This is a genomic window from Rhodococcus sp. MSC1_016 (assembly GCF_023667485.2).
Lineage (GTDB): Bacteria > Actinomycetota > Actinomycetes > Mycobacteriales > Mycobacteriaceae > Rhodococcus_F > Rhodococcus_F oxybenzonivorans.
Genome location: NZ_JAMOZI020000002.1, coordinates 102,345 through 121,995, shown reverse-complemented (window position 1 = coordinate 121,995; position 19,651 = coordinate 102,345). Strand labels below are relative to the sequence as shown.

At 58.5% G+C, this 19,651-nt stretch carries 17 protein-coding genes and 1 pseudogene; 7 read left to right on the top strand and 11 right to left on the bottom strand.

Annotation, left to right across the window (positions count from 1 at the left end; translation table 11 throughout):
* Positions 1-59 precede the first annotated feature (59 nt).
* Positions 60-656, bottom strand: coding sequence for a hypothetical protein (locus L1080_RS32920; RefSeq protein ID WP_250776520.1), 597 nt, complete (start codon positions 654-656; stop codon positions 60-62).
* 190 nt (positions 657-846) lie between these two features.
* Complete coding sequence (locus tag L1080_RS32915) at positions 847-1,464, bottom strand: hypothetical protein (protein WP_250776519.1); 618 nt, start codon at positions 1,462-1,464, stop codon at positions 847-849.
* A gap of 610 nt (positions 1,465-2,074) precedes the next feature.
* On the opposite strand from L1080_RS32915, the gene L1080_RS32910 reads away from it, so the two are divergent.
* A complete protein-coding gene (locus L1080_RS32910; RefSeq protein WP_250776518.1) occupies positions 2,075-3,352 on the top strand; it encodes an MFS transporter in 1,278 nt (425 codons plus the stop codon).
* Positions 3,353-3,658: 306 nt separating this feature from the next.
* Here the strand turns inward: L1080_RS32910 and L1080_RS32905 are convergent, their stop codons facing one another.
* The 4 genes from L1080_RS32905 to L1080_RS32890 form a co-directional block, all read right to left on the bottom strand.
* Positions 3,659-4,606 carry an alpha/beta fold hydrolase gene (locus tag L1080_RS32905; RefSeq protein ID WP_250776517.1) on the bottom strand — a complete coding sequence of 316 codons (948 nt, stop codon included), beginning with the start codon at positions 4,604-4,606 and terminating at the stop codon, positions 3,659-3,661.
* An 18-nt stretch (positions 4,607-4,624) separates the two neighbouring features.
* Positions 4,625-5,251 carry a malonic semialdehyde reductase gene (locus L1080_RS32900; RefSeq protein ID WP_250776516.1) on the bottom strand — a complete coding sequence of 209 codons (627 nt, stop codon included), beginning with the start codon at positions 5,249-5,251 and terminating at the stop codon, positions 4,625-4,627.
* 195 nt (positions 5,252-5,446) lie between these two features.
* Positions 5,447-6,019 carry a TetR/AcrR family transcriptional regulator gene (locus L1080_RS32895; RefSeq protein ID WP_250776515.1) on the bottom strand — a complete coding sequence of 191 codons (573 nt, stop codon included), beginning with the start codon at positions 6,017-6,019 and terminating at the stop codon, positions 5,447-5,449.
* Positions 6,020-6,162: 143 nt separating this feature from the next.
* Positions 6,163-7,506 carry an MFS transporter gene (locus L1080_RS32890; RefSeq protein WP_250776514.1) on the bottom strand — a complete coding sequence of 448 codons (1,344 nt, stop codon included), beginning with the start codon at positions 7,504-7,506 and terminating at the stop codon, positions 6,163-6,165.
* Between the two features lie 539 nt (positions 7,507-8,045).
* Here L1080_RS32890 and L1080_RS32885 point away from each other — a divergent pair.
* The 5 genes from L1080_RS32885 to L1080_RS32865 all read left to right on the top strand — a co-directional run bounded on the left by L1080_RS32885 (position 8,046) and on the right by L1080_RS32865 (position 12,767).
* Complete coding sequence (locus L1080_RS32885; RefSeq protein ID WP_250776513.1) at positions 8,046-9,737, top strand: FAD-dependent monooxygenase; 1,692 nt, start codon at positions 8,046-8,048, stop codon at positions 9,735-9,737.
* Between the two features lie 62 nt (positions 9,738-9,799).
* Positions 9,800-10,366, top strand: coding sequence for a VOC family protein (locus L1080_RS32880; protein ID WP_284708811.1), 567 nt, complete (start codon positions 9,800-9,802; stop codon positions 10,364-10,366).
* 45 nt (positions 10,367-10,411) lie between these two features.
* Complete coding sequence (locus L1080_RS32875) at positions 10,412-11,242, top strand: fumarylacetoacetate hydrolase family protein (RefSeq protein WP_250776511.1); 831 nt, start codon at positions 10,412-10,414, stop codon at positions 11,240-11,242.
* Positions 11,243-11,295: 53 nt separating this feature from the next.
* Positions 11,296-11,745 (top strand): nuclear transport factor 2 family protein, encoded by a 450-nt coding sequence (locus L1080_RS32870; protein WP_374435526.1) that lies wholly within the window; start codon positions 11,296-11,298, stop codon positions 11,743-11,745.
* A 275-nt stretch (positions 11,746-12,020) separates the two neighbouring features.
* Positions 12,021-12,767, top strand: a complete 747-nt coding sequence (locus L1080_RS32865; RefSeq protein ID WP_250776533.1) for a glucose 1-dehydrogenase — start codon at positions 12,021-12,023, stop codon at positions 12,765-12,767.
* A 674-nt stretch (positions 12,768-13,441) separates the two neighbouring features.
* Here the strand turns inward: L1080_RS32865 and L1080_RS32860 are convergent.
* The 5 genes and pseudogenes from L1080_RS32860 to L1080_RS32840 form a co-directional block, all read right to left on the bottom strand.
* Positions 13,442-13,648 (bottom strand): hypothetical protein, encoded by a 207-nt coding sequence (locus L1080_RS32860; protein WP_374435543.1) that lies wholly within the window; start codon positions 13,646-13,648, stop codon positions 13,442-13,444.
* Between the two features lie 256 nt (positions 13,649-13,904).
* Positions 13,905-14,063 (bottom strand): annotated as a pseudogene (locus L1080_RS32855) (helix-turn-helix domain-containing protein); the annotation flags it as partial.
* A 752-nt stretch (positions 14,064-14,815) separates the two neighbouring features.
* Positions 14,816-15,622, bottom strand: a complete 807-nt coding sequence (locus L1080_RS32850) for a carbon-nitrogen hydrolase family protein (protein ID WP_250776510.1) — start codon at positions 15,620-15,622, stop codon at positions 14,816-14,818.
* A gap of 26 nt (positions 15,623-15,648) precedes the next feature.
* Entirely contained in the window at positions 15,649-16,263 is a 615-nt protein-coding gene (locus L1080_RS32845) for a DUF1989 domain-containing protein (protein ID WP_250776509.1), read from the bottom strand.
* Between the two features lie 27 nt (positions 16,264-16,290).
* Complete coding sequence (locus L1080_RS32840) at positions 16,291-17,772, bottom strand: APC family permease (protein WP_250776508.1); 1,482 nt, start codon at positions 17,770-17,772, stop codon at positions 16,291-16,293.
* Positions 17,773-18,362: 590 nt separating this feature from the next.
* Between L1080_RS32840 and L1080_RS32835 the strand changes: the two genes are divergently transcribed.
* Positions 18,363-19,631, top strand: a complete 1,269-nt coding sequence (locus L1080_RS32835) for an MFS transporter (RefSeq protein ID WP_374435523.1) — start codon at positions 18,363-18,365, stop codon at positions 19,629-19,631.
* Positions 19,632-19,651 lie beyond the last annotated feature (20 nt).

The window sequence follows — 19,651 nt, the reverse complement described above, 5'->3', positions numbered from 1 at the left end:
GGGTAGGCGTGGCGGGAAGTTGGATAACTCGAGGTGGTTTCACACCCGCGCCACTATGGCTAGCCGGTCATCCAGTCTGGATCTGGACCATCGAGTAGAGGATTCAGTAGCGCTGATGCCAACTCCTGTGTAACGAAGTCGTCCTCGTTGATCTCGTGAACTTCACGGCTGGCGAAGTTTTCGTAAATATGCTCGCCGATCAGCAGGCAGTTCTCGTCGTATGGCCAAAACGAACAGACCCACCGGTTCAGTTGATAGAAGGCATCGGGATTGCCGACCTCGACACCCAACGCGACGAGCTCATGTCCGCGAAGATGACAACCAAAGTAGGACTCCAACGCCAGTCCCCAATCGGCGACAGCCATGCGTTCCTCCAAAGGGCCGAAAACAGTCGCCCCCGAGGCGAGAAATTCTCGATAGTACGCTGCGACTTCGGCGCGACCGTGAAGAACGAGTTGCTTGCCGCTCTCAAAGATCCGGTAGACCGGGTCGTCCACGAGCATGCCTGGACCCAGAACCTCCTCGAATCGGCCAGAGACTTCCAGCATCGCGTGCCGCCTGTAGTTCTTGATCATGGCTCGGTGCCTCGGATTCTCGGTTGCTTTCAACAGCGCATCCGGCGAGGTACAAATATCAAGTGGATTGAGAATTTTCACTTCATCTCCAGTGCTTGAGTGAACCGGCAGCGCGCACCAAGTTTCGATCGCGCTGTGTCAGAGCTGATGCAGGTCAGAAATCAGTCGTCGGCCTACCCATCAGCACGTCGCGGTACCTCGGTACTCCGACCGCCAGATCGGCATCTGCCGCGACGATAGAGTGCAACTCTAAGGAAGGAGGACCCTGGATTCAGAGCCGAACCCCGAATTGCGTAAGACCCTGCTCGATCTTGGAGAGAGGACTGTCCATCAGATATGGCGCGAGGATCCGCCGCGCCTCGTCGGGAGTCGTGATCGCTGACTCATCTACTTCGGTCACTACCCATGAATCCAGGTCGTCGTAAACGTGTTCACCCTGAAGCCGTCCATCGACGTACGGCCAGCATGACGAGATGTAGTGAGTGATCTGATAGACCTTGTCAGGCTCCACATCTTCGCCGGCGAGCATCGGAGATGTTCCACGGACGACGTGTCCGAAGAGTGCTTCCGAGAAAATGCCGTGGTCCGAGACCGCGATCTCTTCCTCTAGCGGCCCAAACACGTTCTCCACGCCCTCTGCGGTGCCTCGGTAGAAGTCTTGAACAGCCTCCATTCCATCGAGAATCAAAGTCTTCCCACCGATCATCAAGCGATACACAGGATGTTCAACGGTCATCGACGGAACCAGAATGTCCTGCCACAGTCCGGATACTTCCAAAAGTCCGTGCCGACGAAAATTCTCAAGGATGTGGCGGTGTCGCGGGTTCTCGGTTACAGCAAGTCTGGCGTCAACTGCGGCCGGAACGTCTCGGACGTCGAAGATCTTCAACACAAACTCCCTCGTCGCACCATGCCTCACCGGCCGTGGCGCATGTCTAGTTTCGATGCTGTTCGTCAGATGGGCTGTGCCACTTGAGAAAGAGGCTCGCGACGAGAGCAGACGGGTTGCTCCCATTTATACGACGAAAATCAGTCTCCCAATCGGGAAGACGATCCGACGCCCTGTTCGCGCTAGTGCTGCCCGTCACAGTGCCTACAGTTAATCGCATGTCTTGATGCGGCGTCAAGACCCGATCTGGTCAACCTCGTTGGTTCCAGCGAATCGACAGGTATATCCCCTGTCTGGGATTTCGTTTGCGCGGTAGGACACGGCGAGGCGCGAGTGGCAGCTGCGAGGGTGCGTGCGATAGAGCATTCTCGACTCCGCCTCAAGAGTGTGTTGCGACGTTGCGAGCGGTGTCTGAGGCCGTCGATACTGGTATTTTCGCTCATAGCGAGTGAATTTCACTGGAAAGCTTGTGCTTTCGCGACTACCTGGCTATCTTCGTCACACTTTCCTTGTCTGTGGTCATGTGCTGGATGCGCGGACCCGCAGTACATCTCTTGCCTTGTCGACCGATAGCTGGGAGATCAGGCCTCTTGCCTTGAAGGAGCTAGTTGTGGCCGATCAGTTGGTACCCTCCAAGTCCGTTGGTGGTGTAGCTACATCCCGTGGCCCGTTGTGGCCGTTGTTGGCTTCGTTGCTTCCCGCCACAACTGCGATGTATTGCCTCTACCAAGCAATTCAGACCGTGCTAATCCCAGCCCAAGTAGAGGCGATCGATCCTGCGAACAAGGTAGGCAATCTCGCGCTGCTGACTACTATGACTGCGGTTGCAACGTTGTTAGCGCTACCGCTTGGCGGCGCGATCTCGGATCGGACCAGCGGTCGGTTCGGTCGCCGGTCCCCCTGGTTGGCGGTGACTGCAGTTCTATCCGCACTCTTGACTGCCTTGATGGGTTCTCTCGACACTGTTCTTCTGCTGGGTTTCGTCTACGCACTGGTGTTCTTTGCCAGCAACTTCTACCAGGCCGCCCTGACCGCGATTCTTCCCGACCGGGTCCCCGAGAGCCGGCGTGGAATCGCATCATCGGTGCTGGGACTAGGGACACCTCTAGGCATTTTGGTTGGGGTCAACTTTGCTGCACGAGTGCAGCCTGAACTTGCCTACATCGGTATCGGAGTGTTCTTGGTGGCCGCGACCATGGTGCTGCTTGTGGTCTCCCCCGAAGGACCTTATGAGCGGCGACCGAGAACGATGCGTGAGGGTGGCAAAGGGGCACGTCTCTCCGTTGCCTCAGAGTTTTTCGGCGCGTTTACATCACGTAACTTCACGCTTGCCTTTGCGAGCCGATTCCTGCTGTTCCTATCGTACTTCGTGATCAGTGGATATCTTTTCTACACGCTTCAGGATCATATCGGGGTCGAGAATCTCCCTGGCCACAGTCCGGCGATCGCAGTCGCAACGGTGAGCACTATTCAGACGTTTGCTTGGATTCTCGTGGCCGGTATTGCTGGATTTCTTGCTGACAAACTTGATCGACGGAAGCTCTTCGTGGCTGTGTGCTCGGTTGGGATGGGCTTGGCAATGCTCGTACCGATCCTGGTTCCCACATGGTCAGGAATGCTCGTCTACGCCGTCTTATCTGGCGCGTTCTTCGGGACATACATGTCGGTAGACCTTGCCTTAATGTCACTTGTATTACCAGACGGGGAGTCTGAGGGTCGCGACATGGGGATTCTGGCAGTCGCTACCGCTGCTCCTACCCTTTTCTCTTCAGCGATCGCCGGTGCGTTGATCACCTATGCAGGAGGATACGTAACCCTATTTGCCTTCGGCTCAGTCGTAGCGATCGTAGCCGGCATCGCGGTCGTTCCGATTCGCGGTATCAAGTAAGTGGCTAGGCTTGACTGAAATGAAAGAGGTTCGAAGGTGTGGTGACGTGTTAGAGCCTGTGAATGTCGTTCGTCTGTGCAAGATGATGTTGGCTACCGCATCCGCCGTGCTCTGATGATCCGAGTATCGGCGTCGGGGCTTGTCGCACGTATTCCCCGTAGCAGTGATCGCTGTCGCGGCCGTCAGGAGGGTGCGCGACAGCGATCAATCTTCAACATTCGGGGGTGGGCGGTGTAGCGGGGATCGATGAATCCCAACAAGGCCGATCCTGCCCCGGAGTCAAGACGGCTGGGGCAGGATCGGCACCTACTTGTGTGGCAACGAGTTCAGGAAGGCAAGTAGGGTTGCATTGACTTCGTCGGGGCGCTCGGCCTGAATCCAGTGGCCAGCCCCATCGAGGAAGGTGGCGTCGCCCATGGCCTCTGCCGCTTCGCGGAATCCGGGGAAATGGAGAACGGTGTCCGCGGTTCCCCCGACATAGGCAGCGGGTACCGGTAGCGAGGCGCCGTGCCATGCCGCGGTCAGCTCCCAGTTGCGATGCAATACCCGATACCCATTGAGTCCGCCGCGAAATCCGCTGCGTGAGTAGGCATCAGAATAGATCTTGAGATCTTCGTCGGTTAGAAATGCGATCGGGCCTTCCGGCGAGGGAAGTTCGTTGACGAGAGTACCGCCGTCCGGAACCGTCATCAAGAATGGTGTCTCTGGGTTCAGTCCGGAGTTGGCGTAGAAGATGCGCCGGAGGGTTTCAGGAACGTCCCCACCGAGGTCCTCCTCGGCCACACCTGGCTTCTGGAAATATTGCATGTAGAAGCCAGGAGGTACGGCGCCGTCGAATGTTTCGAGAACACTCTGTGGGCCTCGCGGAATGTATGGGACCGACAGTCCCATGACTCCGCGAACGCGGTCGGGGCGCATCAAGGCGGCGTGGTAGGCCGTGGTGGTGCCCGCATCGTGGCCGACGAAGGCGGCCGTCTCTATCTTGAGGTGATCCATCAGTGCGATGACGTCACCCACCGTGTGGCACACGTTGTAGTCATCGATCGCGGGGGGCGCGTCAGATTCTCCGTGCCCACGCAGGTCGAGCGCAATTACACGGTATCCGGCCTCTGCAAGCGCGGGAATCTGGTGTCGCCAGCTGTACCAAAGTTCGGGGAATCCGTGGCAGAGGATGACTGCAGGACCATCGCCTGCTTCGGCGTAGTGCAGCCGGATGCGGTTCGCTTCGAAAAAATTGTGCTGTGGTTCAGGCATCGACGTGCTCCCGTTCTGTCAAGCCCACCGGACGACATCGGACTGCTCGAGTCGGGGTAGCCGGTCGAGCCAGGGCGTCTCGCCGGGGTGCCCGATGTTCACAACGAGAATCGACTGCCACTGGCCATCGGGGAAGAACTCGGCATCGATCCCCTTCGCGTCGAATCCACCCATCGGGCCGGCGGCAAGTCCTACCGAACGCACCGCGAGGATGAAATATCCGGCCTGAAGTGCGGAGTTGAACCGCCCCGTGTTTGTTCGAAGTTCCTCGTTTGCTTCGAATGCGTCACGCAACTCAGGGCGGAAGGGCAGTAGCGTAGGTACGTGTTCGTGGAAGCGGGTATCGACAGCGAGGACTGCCACCGCTGGCGCGGACGCTGTTTTCGCCCGGTTTCCCTCATCCATGTGAGGTACGAGTCGATCGCGTCCTTCGCCTCTGCCTACGAATGTGATTCGTAGGGGCTGCGTGTTGGCTGCGGTTGGCGCCCAGCGGGCGAGTTCCCAGATCTCAGTCAGTTCGGCATCGGTCACCGGGATATCGGCGAAGGTGTTCGCAGTCCGCGCGTCGGTGAAAAGAGCAGAGCGGCCAGTCGAGTCAAGGCTGGGCAGGGGACGGGTGGATACGCCGTCCGAGAGTTCAGTCATGGTCTTCCTTCATCTCACTGAAGACAGCCGAGCTCGGCCATCTCGGGTAATAGTTAAGAACATGTCATGACTGAGAGTCAAGAGGCCAAGGAGCTGCCGCCCACTGCAGCCCTGGATCACGGGCTAACGCTGACTCCACCCTCGTCAGTCGAGGGATAGATTCCCGCCAACGATCCGTACCACCCCGGGGCACAGTCACATATGTCGCGGAGCCTCCCGGCCCTGACGAAGCAGCACTCGGGTCAGAAGGAATTGCACGATTTCCGTCCCCGAACGTTCAAGATCGGGATCCATGTTGGCCCCCTCGAAGGCGGCACACAGAGCTTCTACAGCTAGCGAACGGTCAAACTCGCCATCGCTCATGTCTAAGGCCGACATTGCAAGCTCCCGAAATCGGCTCATCAGAACGAGGTGGGCATCGGCAACTACATCCGATCTCGCCATGCGCGAGTGCATCGCGACATGGATGCTCCGCAAGGGGCGAAGGCTGGTGAGGAAATAGACGAGTCGATCCGCGGGGGCGACATCGGCGGGAAGTTCGTCGAGCCCTCGCCACAAGGCAGCGCTCGCTCGCTCCATAACAGCGGCCAACACGTGATCTTTGGTCGGAAAATACCAATACACCGCGCCGCTCTTGACGCCGGATTGCCTCGCGATCTCAGCCATGGTGACGGCGTCAAATGTACGATCGACGAAGAGTCGTTGCGCTACGTCGAGCAGTGCTGACAGCCGCTCCTCGCGCGGAATATCCCGCCGATTCCGGGGCAACTCGCCATCCTCAAGAAAGTGTCGTCGACCCTTAAGTTGGGCCCGGGCTGGCTCGCAACATTACACGCTCCGCGTCGATGCTCGACTTGTCTGCCGCTTAGCGGCATCCCAGCGCGAACGCCGGTCCGGAACGCGTCTGCAAGCTACGAGCGCTTATCTTCCGTCGCCGTGCGACCCACCTCTCCGCGGAGCGTGGACCCGCGAGACTCCGGTGCAGTCCAGGCAGCGATAATAGCGATCAAGGCGACGCCGGCAAGAAGGGCCGACACGCCACCTGCTCCCACTGGTAATGCAAGTAGCCCAGTTGCTGCGATCGGCGCTAGGCCACCAACGATTGCCCCACCCTGGTAGGCAACAGAGACCGCCGTGAATCGCGCCTCGGTAGGGAACAATTCAACCAGCAGGGATCCGACGACTGCGGTCATCGCGACCGTGACCAGCGAGAACATCACGAGAAATGCAGCGAAGAGCAGGGGTACGGAACCTGTATCGATTAGCCAGAAGAACGGGTACGACAGAGCGGCAAAAGCGAGCGCAGCGGTGATGTACACGGGGCGGCGGCCCACCCGATCCGATAGGCGCCCATAGCAGGGCATTGAGACGATCGACAACGCCCATGCGGCGCACAAAGCGACAAGAGTTGTCGATGGTGTGAAACCCGCCTTGACCGAGTACGAGACGGCAAATGCGCCGACGATGGTAGATGCAACAAGTGGTGGAAGAGTGATCGCAAATCCTCGCAGAAGCGGACGTAGTCGGATCATCCGAATCCGATACTTGGTCCTGACGTTATCCTCGCGTTCCCCAAGCTCACGAAACAGCGGGCTCTCGCTCACGCGACGGCGAACGTATAGGCCAACGAGCACAAGCGCGAAGCTAGCCAAGAACGGCAGTCGCCAGCCCCAGGAGTACAACGCGCTATCGGGCAGTTGGGTGACCAACGCCAGCGCCACGGTGGATAGCAGGCCGCCCGAGGCGAGGCCGGACTGTCCGATAGCGGCGTACCGGCCACGGCTCTCGGGTGGTGCGTGTTCGGCAATCATCAACGCCGCGCCTCCCCATTCGCCGCCCACCGCAAATCCCTGTAGCACTCGGAGAGTAACCAAGAGAATCGGCGCAATTACGCCAGCAGAGGCGTAGGTCGGGAGTGCGCCGATTAGACCGCTGGACACGCCCATCAGCAGCATGGTCGCAAGCAGGACTGGTTTGCGACCAACTCGGTCTCCGATGAATCCAAAGATCACCCCGCCCAAGGGCCGGGCAATGTAGCCGGTCGCGAGGGTGGCGAACGACGCAGCGAAAGCCCAGCTCGAGCTTAGGTCGGAGAAGAACAGGGGGCCGAATAGAAGTGCACTGGCCGACCCGTAGAGGATGAAATCGTAATACTCAATTGTGTTTCCGAGATAGCTTGAGAACACAACCCGCCGAATTTCGGGCGCGTGTCCTTCTCGTGGTGTCGATCGTACGGATTGTTCGCGTGTGCTCATCTCTTGCCTTTCGATTTTCTGGAAGTGGCAGGCCGATGTGCGGCTGGTGTCGACCGTGTCCCGCTTTGGTGGCAGAGGGAAGGGGCGTCTTGGTGTTTCGTCAAGATGACAAAGCGATCGACGAGCGGCACATAGCACCGCACCAACGCGTCGTTGAGACGTGAATCACTTCACGCTGGGCAGAGTTCTATCGGAAAAGTCCAGATAGATCAAGCCGTCGATCAGCTGTCGTTGGTACTCCCCACCCCGCAGATCCCACTTCCCCGCCATCGGGTCCCCTCGTTGGGCGGTGGCAATCTGTCCGCCACCACCCAGTCTCCGGGGACCGGGCGACCGGCCGCGATCATCGGACCACAAATTTCTTCTTGACGCGGAATCAAGAAGCGCCTACCGTTCTCGATCACGGGGAAATCCGCCGTCAAAATCGGACCGGACATCGCGACGCGATTCTCAGCTGCCGATACGAGGTAACAGGCAGCGCAGTCACGGCCCGTCGAAGTATCCGGTACCGCTGAACAGTTGTTGCGAGGAGCGCAGAAGTGAGTGACCAGAGGCCTGTCGACACACAGGTACTCATCGTGGGAGGTGGTCCGGTCGGACTTTCCCTAGCGAATGAACTCGGCTGGCGCGGGGTCTCGTGCACCCTGGCCGAAGCCGGGAACGGTGAGATCCGTTTTCCTGCAGGCGAGCACATCTTCTCGCGCTCGCTTGAACACATGCGACGGTGGGGCATTGCAGAGAGGGCCCGGGGCTTAGGTTGGCCTCCGGTAGGCTATCGGACTGACGTCGTGTTTGCGACCAGTGTGGTCGGCCACGTCCTGGCGAGATTCGGTGCAGCCACGAACACCGTCGCGGGAGAGTTCCCGTCCCCTGAGCGTCCCATGATGCAAGCAAAGTTCAAGCTTGATCCACTTCTTGCGGAGACTGCCGCTGCACGCGAATCTGTGACGCTGCGCTACGGCCATCGGGTGGCAGACTTGAAACAAGAACCAGATGGGGTCACAGCAGTCCTTATAGATTCGAAGACCGACAGCACAGTCCCCATCCGTGCTGCGTACGTCGTTGGGTGTGACGGCGCGCGGAGCTTCGTTCGCGAGTCGATCGGAACCAAGCTCCAAGGCGCCTTCGCCCTGGGCCACAACTACGCAATCTACTTCAAGTCTCGAAACCTGCGAGAACTGCTAGACGAGGTCGGACTCGGACAGGTCGGACAGATCCACACCGTTCTTTCGGCGTCGCGACCGTATCTGACCACCGTCGACGGCGATTGCCTGTGGCGATGCTCCGTCTACGTCCCGAACTCGGGTAGAGACCCCGACGCTAGGGTGCTTGTCCGGGACACCGTTGGCACGGAGGTAGATGTAGAGATCCTCCAAGCGCAACGCTGGACTGGGCACGAGGTCGTTGCGCAGAGATACCGGCACGGTCGGATCTTCATCGCCGGTGACGCGGCCCATTTACGTTGGCCAAAAGGTGGATTCGGAGCTAACACAGGTATCGGCGATGCGGTCGACATCGGATGGAAGCTCGCAGCGATCATCGACGGCTGGGGCGGCGAGGGCCTACTCGAAAGCTACGAAACAGAACGACGCCCAATCGCAAAACGTAACAACCGATGGGCCGCAGAAAACTGGCATCTCGACCAGCAGGTCCCGCACGGCGTCGCACTCGACGACGACAGCAGCCACGGATCGAGGGCGCGCGCCCTTGCGAGCGAAGAGATCGTCCGATTGCGCACACGAGAGTTCACCACGGTCGGAGTCCAACTCGGATATCGCTACACCAACTCCCCGATCTGCGTGCCTGACGATGGCCCACACACAGAGGACCGACCCGACATATACGTACCATCGACCGAACCAGGATCTAGGGCCCCACACGTCTGGATTAGCGAAAACGTCTCAATTCTGGACCATTTCGGAATTGGATTCACCCTAGTTCGATTCGTCAAGGAACTTACTGTCGACGACCTGACTGATGCCGCCCGTGATAGGGGAGTACCCATCACAGTGCTTGACATCGATCCGCTGACAGATTCTGGACGCGAAGCCGCCGCGCTTTACGCATACCCACTGGTGCTGGTGCGGCCAGATGGACATGTCGCTTGGCGCGGAGCGGCTCTACCAAACGAGACGGGTCCGTTGTTGGACCGCGTCTGCGGATTCGCAACACCGCAGGATCTTAGCGATGAGATGACTCACGAAACATATAGCGAAGGAGTGGAACTATGACTGCCGCAAATCACCCCAACGTCGAAGGGCCCGGCCAGGGCGGAGGCCAGGTGCAGTTGAGAATGTCAGAACTCGTCCTGAAAACGCGATCGCTTGAGCCGCTTCAGCATTGGTACGAGCTACTACTCGGTCACGGTCCGTTCCTGGAACGGAAACCCTCCCCGGACACGCGAAAGACGGATGTGGGCGGCCAGGAACGCGCTTCGGATGTTCGACTCGCGTTCTTCAAAGTCCACGAGGACGAGCACCCATACAACCAAATTCTCGCACTGTTCGAAGTACCCGATTTAGCGGTCGACTCGACCGGGCCGGGTTTGCATCACTTCCAATTCATGATGTCATCCCTCAACGATTTGGCAACCAAGTTCGAGCAACTCTCGGACCAGGGCTTCCTGCCACACCGATCCGCCAATCATGGGCCGCTGACGAGTTTCTACTACCGAGATCCTGATCAGAACATCATCGAGCTGACGTGCTCGAACTTCGCCACCCGTGAGGATGAAAGCGAGTACTACGGCTCGGAGAAGTTCCGACGCAATCCGTCGGGCGTGGAGCTCGATCCGGCCGACTTTGTAGGGCGACTGCGCGCCGGCGAGCCGCTCGACAGGTTGCTCGCAATTCCAGGCTGATGCTGCTGCACGCCTATGTCCCCCCACAATCCGAAGGCATGAACGATGACTCAACTTGTGACCACGACGGACGGCATCGGCCTTCTCACTGGCAGCAACATTTCGCTCCTTGACACACCGTACAAGGACCTCGGAGCGGCCTTTGCGGCAGGTGAGACCGTCACCTCGTTGACGACAAAAACCGCTACGGCGCAGGTTCCAATGTCGGCCGTGCATCTCCTGGCACCCGTACTCAGTCCCTCTAAGATCTGGATCATGGGGTGGGCGTACCATGCTCACCGCATCGAGACAGGGCAAGAGGAAACCCGAGAACCTTTCGCCTCGCTCGTTGCTCCAAGCGCGGTAACGGGGCCTTTCGACCCCATCCACCGTCCATCGATTGCGCCCGACAAGTTGGATTACGAAGGTGAACTTGCCGTTGTGATCGAAAGTCGCGCCTCCGCAATCAGCGAGGAGGCTGCATGGGGACATGTTGCGGGTTTCACAGTCGTTAATGATGTAAGTGCGCGTGACATTCAAAGAGGGGAAATCGGTAATCAACCGGCCAACGTGAATATGGCAAAGAGCTTCGATTCCTTCATGCCTATGGGCCCGGCATTGGTTTCAATTGACGAGTTCGATGACCCTGAGGATCTCCTGTTGCGAACATGGGTGGATGGCGAGCTCAGGCAGGAGGCGAGGACATCTGAACTGATCTGGTCGATTCCTCACTTGATCAGCTTCCTCTCGCATCGAACCACTTTGCTCCCCGGCGATGTCATTAGTACGGGCACTCCCGGTGGAGTCGGCCACAAGCAGGGCAAATTCCTTCGGAGCGGATCTGTCGTGCGAGTAGATGTTGAAGGGGTAGGGACCATTGAGAACCAGGTGGTCTGATTTGTGATTGAGCACGACGATTTGCTAAGCGATTCGCGAGAGGGTTACACCACATGTCATTAGAAATAGATGCGGACACCGCAGGTGAGTTGCCATTCCGGCTGCCAGGCGAAGTTGAGTCACGATGTCGTGCACTATTGCACCGGATGTATGAGTTTGTCGACGGCGGTCGCGCGGAGGAAGCAATTGGACTCTTCAGTGCCGATGCGGTTTTCCAGACGCCGACGCGGACTAATCGCGGAACCGAAGAGATCCAAGCTGCGCTGGCGAAGCGACAAGCGCAACGCGACCGTCGAACACGCCATGTTGTAACGAATCTACGGCTTTGGTCGGAACGGGACGGTTCCGTTCGATCGACCGGAACGCTAGTTCTGTTTGTGCTTAGTGGTCCGAACCCGATGGTGCCGAGCCGAATTGCCGAGATTCACGACGAGTTCATCTGCCATGAGGGCGAGTGGACAATCAGCTCACACGGATCGACGTTGCTCGCTGACTGTAGCTGAAATTCTGCTCCGTCCACGCCCAGACCGGCCGGGTGCTCACCTCAACCAGCTGGAAAGGCGGCAATCCTTGTGCCCGCGTACCACAGCTAGGGACTAGGTGAAGATACAGTGCGTCGCCGAAGCAACCGGAGAATCGCACCGAACCAAGTCGACATGGCTGATAAACCATGGCATCGAACACCATCCTCGCCAAATCCTTAAAGATCACACTTTCACAAATCATCCACGTTCGCATAGCGTCGATGGCGGCGCGCCCGATTAAGGACAGCAACGGTATGAAGACCACGAACGGACGCGTCGCCGACAAGGTTGCGATTGTGACCGGAGGCGCCCGCGGGATGGGCGAAAGCCACTCGCGCACACTCGCGGCTGAGGGGGCAAGAGTTGTCATAGCCGACGTCCTGGACGGACCGGGGGAGGCGCTTGCTGACGCGATCGGACCAGCCGCTCTCTACCTGAATCTGGACGTCAGAGACCCTGAATGTTGGCAGCGCTCAGTCGAGTACGTTATCGAAGAGTTCGGCAGAGTGGATGTTCTTGTAAACAACGCAGGAGTCGCATCGGGGCACCCACTCGTTGATTATCCCATTGACGAGTGGAAGACGATCATCGATGTGAACCTCTCAGGAACATTCTACGGAATGCGGGCAGTCGCCAGCGTGATGATTGAGCACGGCAGTGGCTCAATCGTCAACATTTCGTCAGTTGAAGGGCTCCGCGGAAGTCACCAGGCCATCGGCTACTCCGCGACCAAATTCGGAGTACGAGGTCTCACACAATCAGGGGCGCTTCAGTTAGCGGCGGGCGGCGTTCGCGTGAACTCAGTTCACCCCGGCCATATCGACACACCAATGACGAAGGGCTTCTCTGCGAGCTCGCTCCGAATCCCCCTTGGCCGCAGTGCGGCGCCCATCGAGGTCTCGAACGCTGTTCTTTTCCTGGCCTCCGATGAGTCGAGCTACATTACGGGAGCAGAGCTCGCCGTTGACGGGGGTTTGATCTCGGGAATTCCCGTCGCCTGACAGGGAGCGCAAAAGATGTGAGTGGTTGCCACAGTCATGTCCATGAGGGTGGCGCCTCTCCGTGTCAAGCCGCAATGTTTGGCTTCGTTGTTGTGTGAGATTTGATGGGTCGAGTGACTGCTCCGCGGTGCCGGTGTGGGGTGTAGCCAGCCGCACCGGACGTGAGACGTGCCCACCGGGCCTGCCGCTGGTTCTGGTGATGAATCGTAGAGAGCTGCAGGTTGAGCATCGTCCGAGAGGCTTCTCTTCAGGCAGCGCAACGCTTCCTTGCCTGCGGCTCGCGTCCCTCACCCGTTGTTAGTGCTCATGACATTGGTGACCGGTGTGGAGCCGGGTCGCTGGTGGCGGTTCCCGGTGGAGTGTGGGTCGATGCTAGTGGTAGTGGTAGTGGTAGTGGTAGTGGTAGTGGTAGTGGTAGTGGTAGTGGTAGTGGATGTTTAAGGCGTTCAGCGACCGAGCGCGTTAGTCGTCGCTGGTCCAAATCGCCGGCGTGGAGGAACGCCTCGGCAAGGCGGTTGTAGCGCTCGACCTAGCCGTTTGTGACGTGGGGTGTAGGGGCGGATGGTGCGCGAGCATCGTCGAGCGCTAGCAGGCACCGCTGTCCGTGACAACCCTGGTAAACAGGGCGATGCCGTGGGCAGCGAAGAACAGTTCCGCCCTGTTGATGAGACCAACTACGGTGACGCGCCCTCGTCTGGCAGCGCCTCGGTGTGGGAGAGGTGAGAGAACCCGTCGACGACCGAGTGCGGGCACACATATCCGGTGGGGGTGCCACGCCTGTACGTCCGGTTGACGGATTTGGCGTGAGTGCTGCCGCGCCCGTGCATGCGCCATCCGCCCGTGTCGGGGATGCGGCCGACCTTCTTCACCTCGTCGTGCACCAATGGTCCGGATATCGGGCGGCGTGGCGCTCACAGGCTCCATTCGGGTCGATGAAACGGCGCCGGTTGATGCCCTGGCGCACAAGCCATCTGCCGACCGTGGCGACGGGAGACGGTGTGGCCCGCGTCCTGAAGCTCGCCGGCGATGCGGCGGGCCGACCATTTCCGCTGCCGACGAATTATCTCGATCTTGGCGACCAAGTCCCGGGTCGACGGTGGCCGGCTGGTGGCGCAGGACGCTGGCGCGGTCTTGCAGCCCGGCTTCACCGCCGGAGCGGTACCGGTTCACCCACTTCGACAGACACCGGCGAGAGATACCGGCCTCTGCGGCGACGTGCCCGATCGGTGATGCTCGCACCGCTGAACGAGCCGTAGCCTTCCGGCCGGGGTGAGCGGGGCATTTGTGGCGGTCCATCAACCTGGCATCAGCGTGAGCGTGGATTGGTGTGTGGGCACCTCAGGTCAGGCATCGTCCCTACACCGTTCCCATTGCAGCGTGCACATCGTCGAGGGTGTGCGTTGCCTCCTCGTTAGTACGGCGGTTCCCATCACGCAGCACACCGCGCACGTAGTCGGCGTCACGCGCGAAGTCGCTGCAGCGCCGACGATGCGGAGCGAGGAACTCGTTGACTGCGATCGGGGGTACTAGCAAGTTGGTGTGCGAGCCGGATGAGGACTGCATCGGCTGTCGGAGCGGAAGTTGGGCAGTGATCACGTGATTCTGCAAGAAAACTACCAACTCGACTCGACGAAAGAGCACTCGATGACTACTGCCCACAGCGGCCTGCGGAACGTCCTGACCTGTCGGCTCACCCACGCCAGCGTGTTCGCCGTGCCTGCTAGCCACCTTAGCGCGGAGCTGACGGGGCCGAGGTCGACAGTGCCAGTTGCACCAGTTGCGTCGAACGCTGCGCGGACCGCACCAGCTCCCGAAACAGACACCCGCCGCCACAGGGCCTCGACACGCGCGTCGGCACTCTCGACATCGCCGTCGTGGAAACTTCGGTAGGGTGGTACCTTCCAATTGGTTGATGCAGCGCCGAGCGTGCCCCGTCTTCGCTCGCGCTGCCGCGCGACACTTCGGTTCGAAGAGCGCAGCAGAAGACCCTCCGCTGTTTGCGTTGCAGTCCAGGACGTTTGGCATCACGGCGCTGGCTATTGCGGTTGCTACTCAGCCAACTTGCCTCGCACGAGCGAGTGGTAGAGGCCAGGGCGAATGTCAGATAGGTATGGATTCTGCCTCTGTGCTCGCTGCACACGTGTTGTGTCGACGGTGGCATGGATTAGCCCGGTTTCCATCTGCAGCTGATCGAGCACGGAGGCGTCCGGACCGACGATGCTGCTGCGTCCTACGTACGAGGTGTCACCCTCCCTTCCAGTATGGTTTACGTAGGCCACATAGACTTGATTTTCCCACGCACGTGTCCGAATGACATTCTCCGCTACAAATTCGAACGGTTCCATTTGCGCGGTGGGCACAGCTAGGAGTTCGGCTCCGGCGAGCGCAGCCATGCGCGTATTCTCCGGGAACTCCACGTCATAGCAAATCATGACTCCGACTCGAACGCCGCGAAAATCAACAACCGTCACAGGTTCATTTCCAGCCTCGAAGTAAGTCTTGTCGATGTCGCCAAACAGATGTGTCTTCCTATGAACACCTAGTACGTCACCGTTAGAGTCGACGAAGACCGCGCTATTGAACACGCCGACCCCAGGGATCTTCTCAGGAAGACCGACCAGCAACGCGATATCGTGAGCGACAGCGATGTCTCTGACCGGAGTTAGCCAATCGCGCTCGGCTAGTGTCAGTAGCATCGTTCCGATGTCGTAGCCTGTGACGAACAGCTCCGGGGTGATAAGTAGATTCGACCCGTGGCTGGCGGCAGTTTCCGCCGCTCGATTGAGTTCGGCTAAGTTCTCTTGAGGGTTTCCTGCTTCACCTTCTGTTCGGAGCCCAGAAATCTTGATAATCATGATCCGCTCAATCTCCCGATAGTTTTCTAGTGGATTATCTGGAGATTTGAGTCGATCTCAAGATGTACTGGCTGTGGACTGCCGTCTCCACCGTTCGTCGGGTAAAAGTCGTCAGGGCAGGAGGAGACCACAATCGTCATGGCCATGTCGGCGCGTAGTTCAATCGTCATTCCGGGACGCAATGGCGGCCGGGAATACGAAATTTCGCCTTTTGGACCAATCGACGCAGTCATGAATAAATTCCAGGGTTGGGGTGGGTCTTCGGCTGGGAATGATGGATACGCTGCCCTGTAATTGTCAGCACAACTCCGATGTCCATCGGCCGCACCAGCAAACCTGTACATGGAGTCACTGCATGGAGCGATCAGCGTATCGTGACTTATCCCTGAATCGTCGCGCACGATGGTCAGGCATGGCTTGTACCTGTTGGTTAACAGGGTGTCACCCTCAGTGAAGTATATCTTTTGTAGTACTTCACGGCACTGACTCAATCCGAGATGCTCCTTGGGGTCGTTTTGACGATGGGCCCAGAAATCTACGACTTGCGTGCCGTGTGTATTGACGATCCTGATGTACTCACCGTCGTTGACTTGAATCGCTGCACCTTCGCCGCCAGCCACCTCGACAAGCCGCTTTGTCATCGTCAGGTTCTCCTTCTTCACGAGCTGTCAGCCATTCCGGGATCCATCCTCGGCGCTCGATGCTGCCACCAACCGCGACGACATTCGACTACATAGCCCGACCACCAACGCAATGACCGGCACGGACGCAAGCATCGCACTTACCAGCAGAGACTTATCGGTAACCATAGTGAAGTTCGACAGCACCAAGTACAGTGCCACACACATCCCGGCAGTGGACAGAGCCGGAACCAAATATGTTGTGACTACCCTTCCATCGCGTGCAGTCGTGTTACGTCGGAAGAAGTTGAGAACAGATATCGATGTCAGTATCAGTAGCAGAATCATGCCTACCGTGGAGATCCCAGCCATCGACGCGAATACGCCAACGAGCGGATCCAGGCCTGCGCCGGCCAATACAACAATAAGAATGAGAGCAGTGGCGGACTGCACGAGCGAGGATATGTGGGGTGAATTCTCGGTCTGGTGGACGCTCGCAAGAGTCTTAGGAAGCAATCCGTTCCCGGCAAGGTTGAATTGATAGCGAGAAATCACATTGTGAAATGAAAGAATGCACGCAAAAAGGCTGGTAACGAGAAGAATCTGCATGAAATCTCGAAATGTGGATCCCACATATAGTTCTGCGGTGTCGAGTAGTGCGTTTCCGTCGGAGGCCAGCGACTGAGAAACGACTTCCTTGACGTTCGACGGGCCCCAGGCCTCTACGATTGCCCAACAAGAGACTGTGTAGAACACGCCTACGACAGCCACCGAAAGATAAGTGGCTCGAGGAATAGTACGGTCCGGTGTCCGGGCCTCGTCTCGAAACACCGCTGTAGCTTCGAATCCCATAAACCCAGCGAAGGCGAAGAGAACAGCAATCCCTAGCGGACCAGAGCTGACGGCGTCAAGACTGAATGACGTCCCGGATATTCCCTCTTCGCCTCCTTGGATGAAGACGACCGCGTCCAGAATGACAACTACAGCGATCTCCAGGATAAGTGCTAAACCCAAGACTTTGGAGCTAAGCTCGATATTTCGATAACCGAGTACGCCCACAAGTAGAAGGATCGAGAACGCCCAAAACCACCACGGGAGGCTGGGTCCACCGTAGAAAACTATGAGATCATTTAGCGCCCAGCCCATGTACCCGTACATACCTACCTGAATAGCCGTGTATGTCACTAGAGCGGTGAACGCGGCGCCGAGCCCCCACCGCGGGCCCAAGCCGACGTTGATGTAGGAGAAGAAGGCGCCTGCTTCGGGGACGAACGGTGTCATCGTCACGAACCCGACAGCGAACAGAAGAAGAAGGAACCCTGCGATTAGAAAGCCCACGGGGGCACCGGGTCCAGGTCCATCAGCGATGGCAAGCAGCCCATCACCCCCGATGACAGTCAGCGGTGCCGCTGCCGCTATAACCATGAACATAATGCCGGCCACGCCGAGCCGACCGTTAAGAGCGGGGCGTGGCTGACTCTGCTGCGAGGTAGCGCCGGGCCCGTCGTTTCGCGGGATAGAAGCCGTCATTTTTCGAACTTTCTAGTGGGAGCGACATCGACCGAACTCGTGCAGTAGTAGCAATTAAGACTTGAAGAAGACCCTGGCTGCCACGGTCTCGGGTGTGGGATCGGTTCGTGGACAGACGTCCCGCGCTTCGTCGTAGTACGTGTCGGTCCCTCATTCCGGCACGAACACACACTTGATGGTGGACCATGCACAGCTTCCAGTCGAAGGTCAGTGTGTAAAGAACACTCTCCCATTCGTTACAGGGTGTCAATCGAGCGTGCCGCGATACAACGGCGCTAGACCAATGGGCAGCGGAGGACCGATATTTCGGGGCATGTGTCGCTTGAGGTGAACAACGAACAACGACTTCTCAGTCGTTCTAAGTTCCGGCAGATTCGTTGGCGGTTGCGCGTTGCGTTGCTACAAGGGAGTTTTCGAACGGCCTGAACGGGCGTTGCGGCATTTCCCGCCCATGCAAACACCGCTTGACGGTAGCTGCGTGCTGTCCTACCTTGATCACTGCACGCAGTTATGTCGGGGCTCCAGCCCTAGTCATTGGGTCTGGGTGTCGACGGTGTGGAGGGACGTCGGCACACCGCTTCGGCGTATCCATGCAAAGGTTGCCAGTGTCGCTTCGAAATGCTGAACCCTCCACCAGGAGCCCCTTTTTTTGGCTCTGCCGTCAGTCGGGATTGTTGTTCTTGCCGATCGGCATCCTGGCGCGCCTTCCCTTTGCGATGCTTACACTCGGCATCAGCAGTTACGTTGCTGTCGTCCGTGACTCGTACTCACAGGGAGGACTAGCGGCGGGAAGCTACGCGCTTGGAGCATCGGTAGGCGGTGCAATCGCGGGCAGCTGTGCAGACCGCTTTGGGCAAAGTCGGGTAATCAAAGTGTTGGTTGTCGCGAACTCCTTATCGATCGCAGCGACTCTTGCCGCGGCCGGAGGAAGTCTCCCAGTGCTTCTAGCAGCTAGTGGTATGTGTGGACTCACTATTGTTCCTATCGGACCATTCGCAAGAGTTCGATGGACGGCCATTGTCAACAATCGTGTTTCGCAGACCGAACGCTCTAAGGCGCAGAGTGCAGCATTTGGCTACGAAACACTCGCCGACGAGCTGACATTCGTGTTTGGTCCGGTCATCGTCGGACTGCTCGCGCGCGTCTTCATCGAGACCCCGCTGATTGCCTGTGTTGGAATCGTACTCGTGTTCGGCTTCATGTTCGGCCGTCACCACACCGTGACAGAGCTGCCGGCTGCGGTCGATCGCACGCATGCCGCTGAATCACTCAAAGGATTCTTCCGTCCAGATCGAGCAGCGCTGGTAGTGAGCATGATTATTGTAGGTGCCTTGCTCGGGGCATTGATGAACTCTGTTGTTGCTTTCGCCGGCGAACGCGGGGCAGTTGCCGATGCGGGCCTGATCTATGCAGGTTTCGGCATCGGGTCGGGCGTTGCCTCGATTGGAATAAGCGCGCTGCGGATGCGTCTGAACGTCTACCAAAGCTGGCTCATCTCAGCGATTTGGAGCGTTTTGGTGTGCTTTGCGATACCGATGATGGATAATAGTTTGCATCTCGGCTGCGCACTGGCCCTATTGGGCCTCGGTGTCGGTCCAATCATTGTCACGATCTATGAGATTGCAGCCACACGCACACCGGCGGGTCGCGAAACGCTCTACATGACAGTTCTTTCCAGCGCGATGATCGCTGGCAACGCCTTGGGGGCTCCAACGGCGGGGACCTTAGCTGAGCAGCACGGATCTTTGTGGGGATTTCGAGTAGATCTAGTTCTCTCGATCATGCTTCTATGTATGGCAATCCTCTACTGGGGCGTGTCGCGTGCTGAACGTACTCGGGATATTTCCTCCAACAAGTGAGACTGCACACGAGAATGTGA

Bases quoted from the DNA above. Each gene is read 5' to 3' on its own strand.
- L1080_RS32905 (WP_250776517.1), bottom strand. From the start codon at position 4,606: ATGCCTGAACCACAGCACAATTTTTTCGAAGCGAACCGCATCCGGCTG.
- L1080_RS32900 (WP_250776516.1), bottom strand. From the start codon at position 5,251: ATGACTGAACTCTCGGACGGCGTATCCACCCGTCCCCTGCCCAGCCTT.
- L1080_RS32890 (WP_250776514.1), bottom strand. From the start codon at position 7,506: ATGAGCACACGCGAACAATCCGTACGATCGACACCACGAGAAGGACAC.
- L1080_RS32880 (WP_284708811.1), top strand. From the start codon at position 9,800: ATGTCAGAACTCGTCCTGAAAACGCGATCGCTTGAGCCGCTTCAGCAT.
- L1080_RS32875 (WP_250776511.1), top strand. From the start codon at position 10,412: ATGACTCAACTTGTGACCACGACGGACGGCATCGGCCTTCTCACTGGC.
- L1080_RS32870 (WP_374435526.1), top strand. From the start codon at position 11,296: ATGTCATTAGAAATAGATGCGGACACCGCAGGTGAGTTGCCATTCCGG.
- L1080_RS32865 (WP_250776533.1), top strand. From the start codon at position 12,021: ATGAAGACCACGAACGGACGCGTCGCCGACAAGGTTGCGATTGTGACC.
- L1080_RS32850 (WP_250776510.1), bottom strand. From the start codon at position 15,622: ATGATTATCAAGATTTCTGGGCTCCGAACAGAAGGTGAAGCAGGAAAC.
- L1080_RS32845 (WP_250776509.1), bottom strand. From the start codon at position 16,263: ATGACAAAGCGGCTTGTCGAGGTGGCTGGCGGCGAAGGTGCAGCGATT.
- L1080_RS32840 (WP_250776508.1), bottom strand. From the start codon at position 17,772: ATGACGGCTTCTATCCCGCGAAACGACGGGCCCGGCGCTACCTCGCAG.
- L1080_RS32835 (WP_374435523.1), top strand. From the start codon at position 18,363: ATGCAAAGGTTGCCAGTGTCGCTTCGAAATGCTGAACCCTCCACCAGG.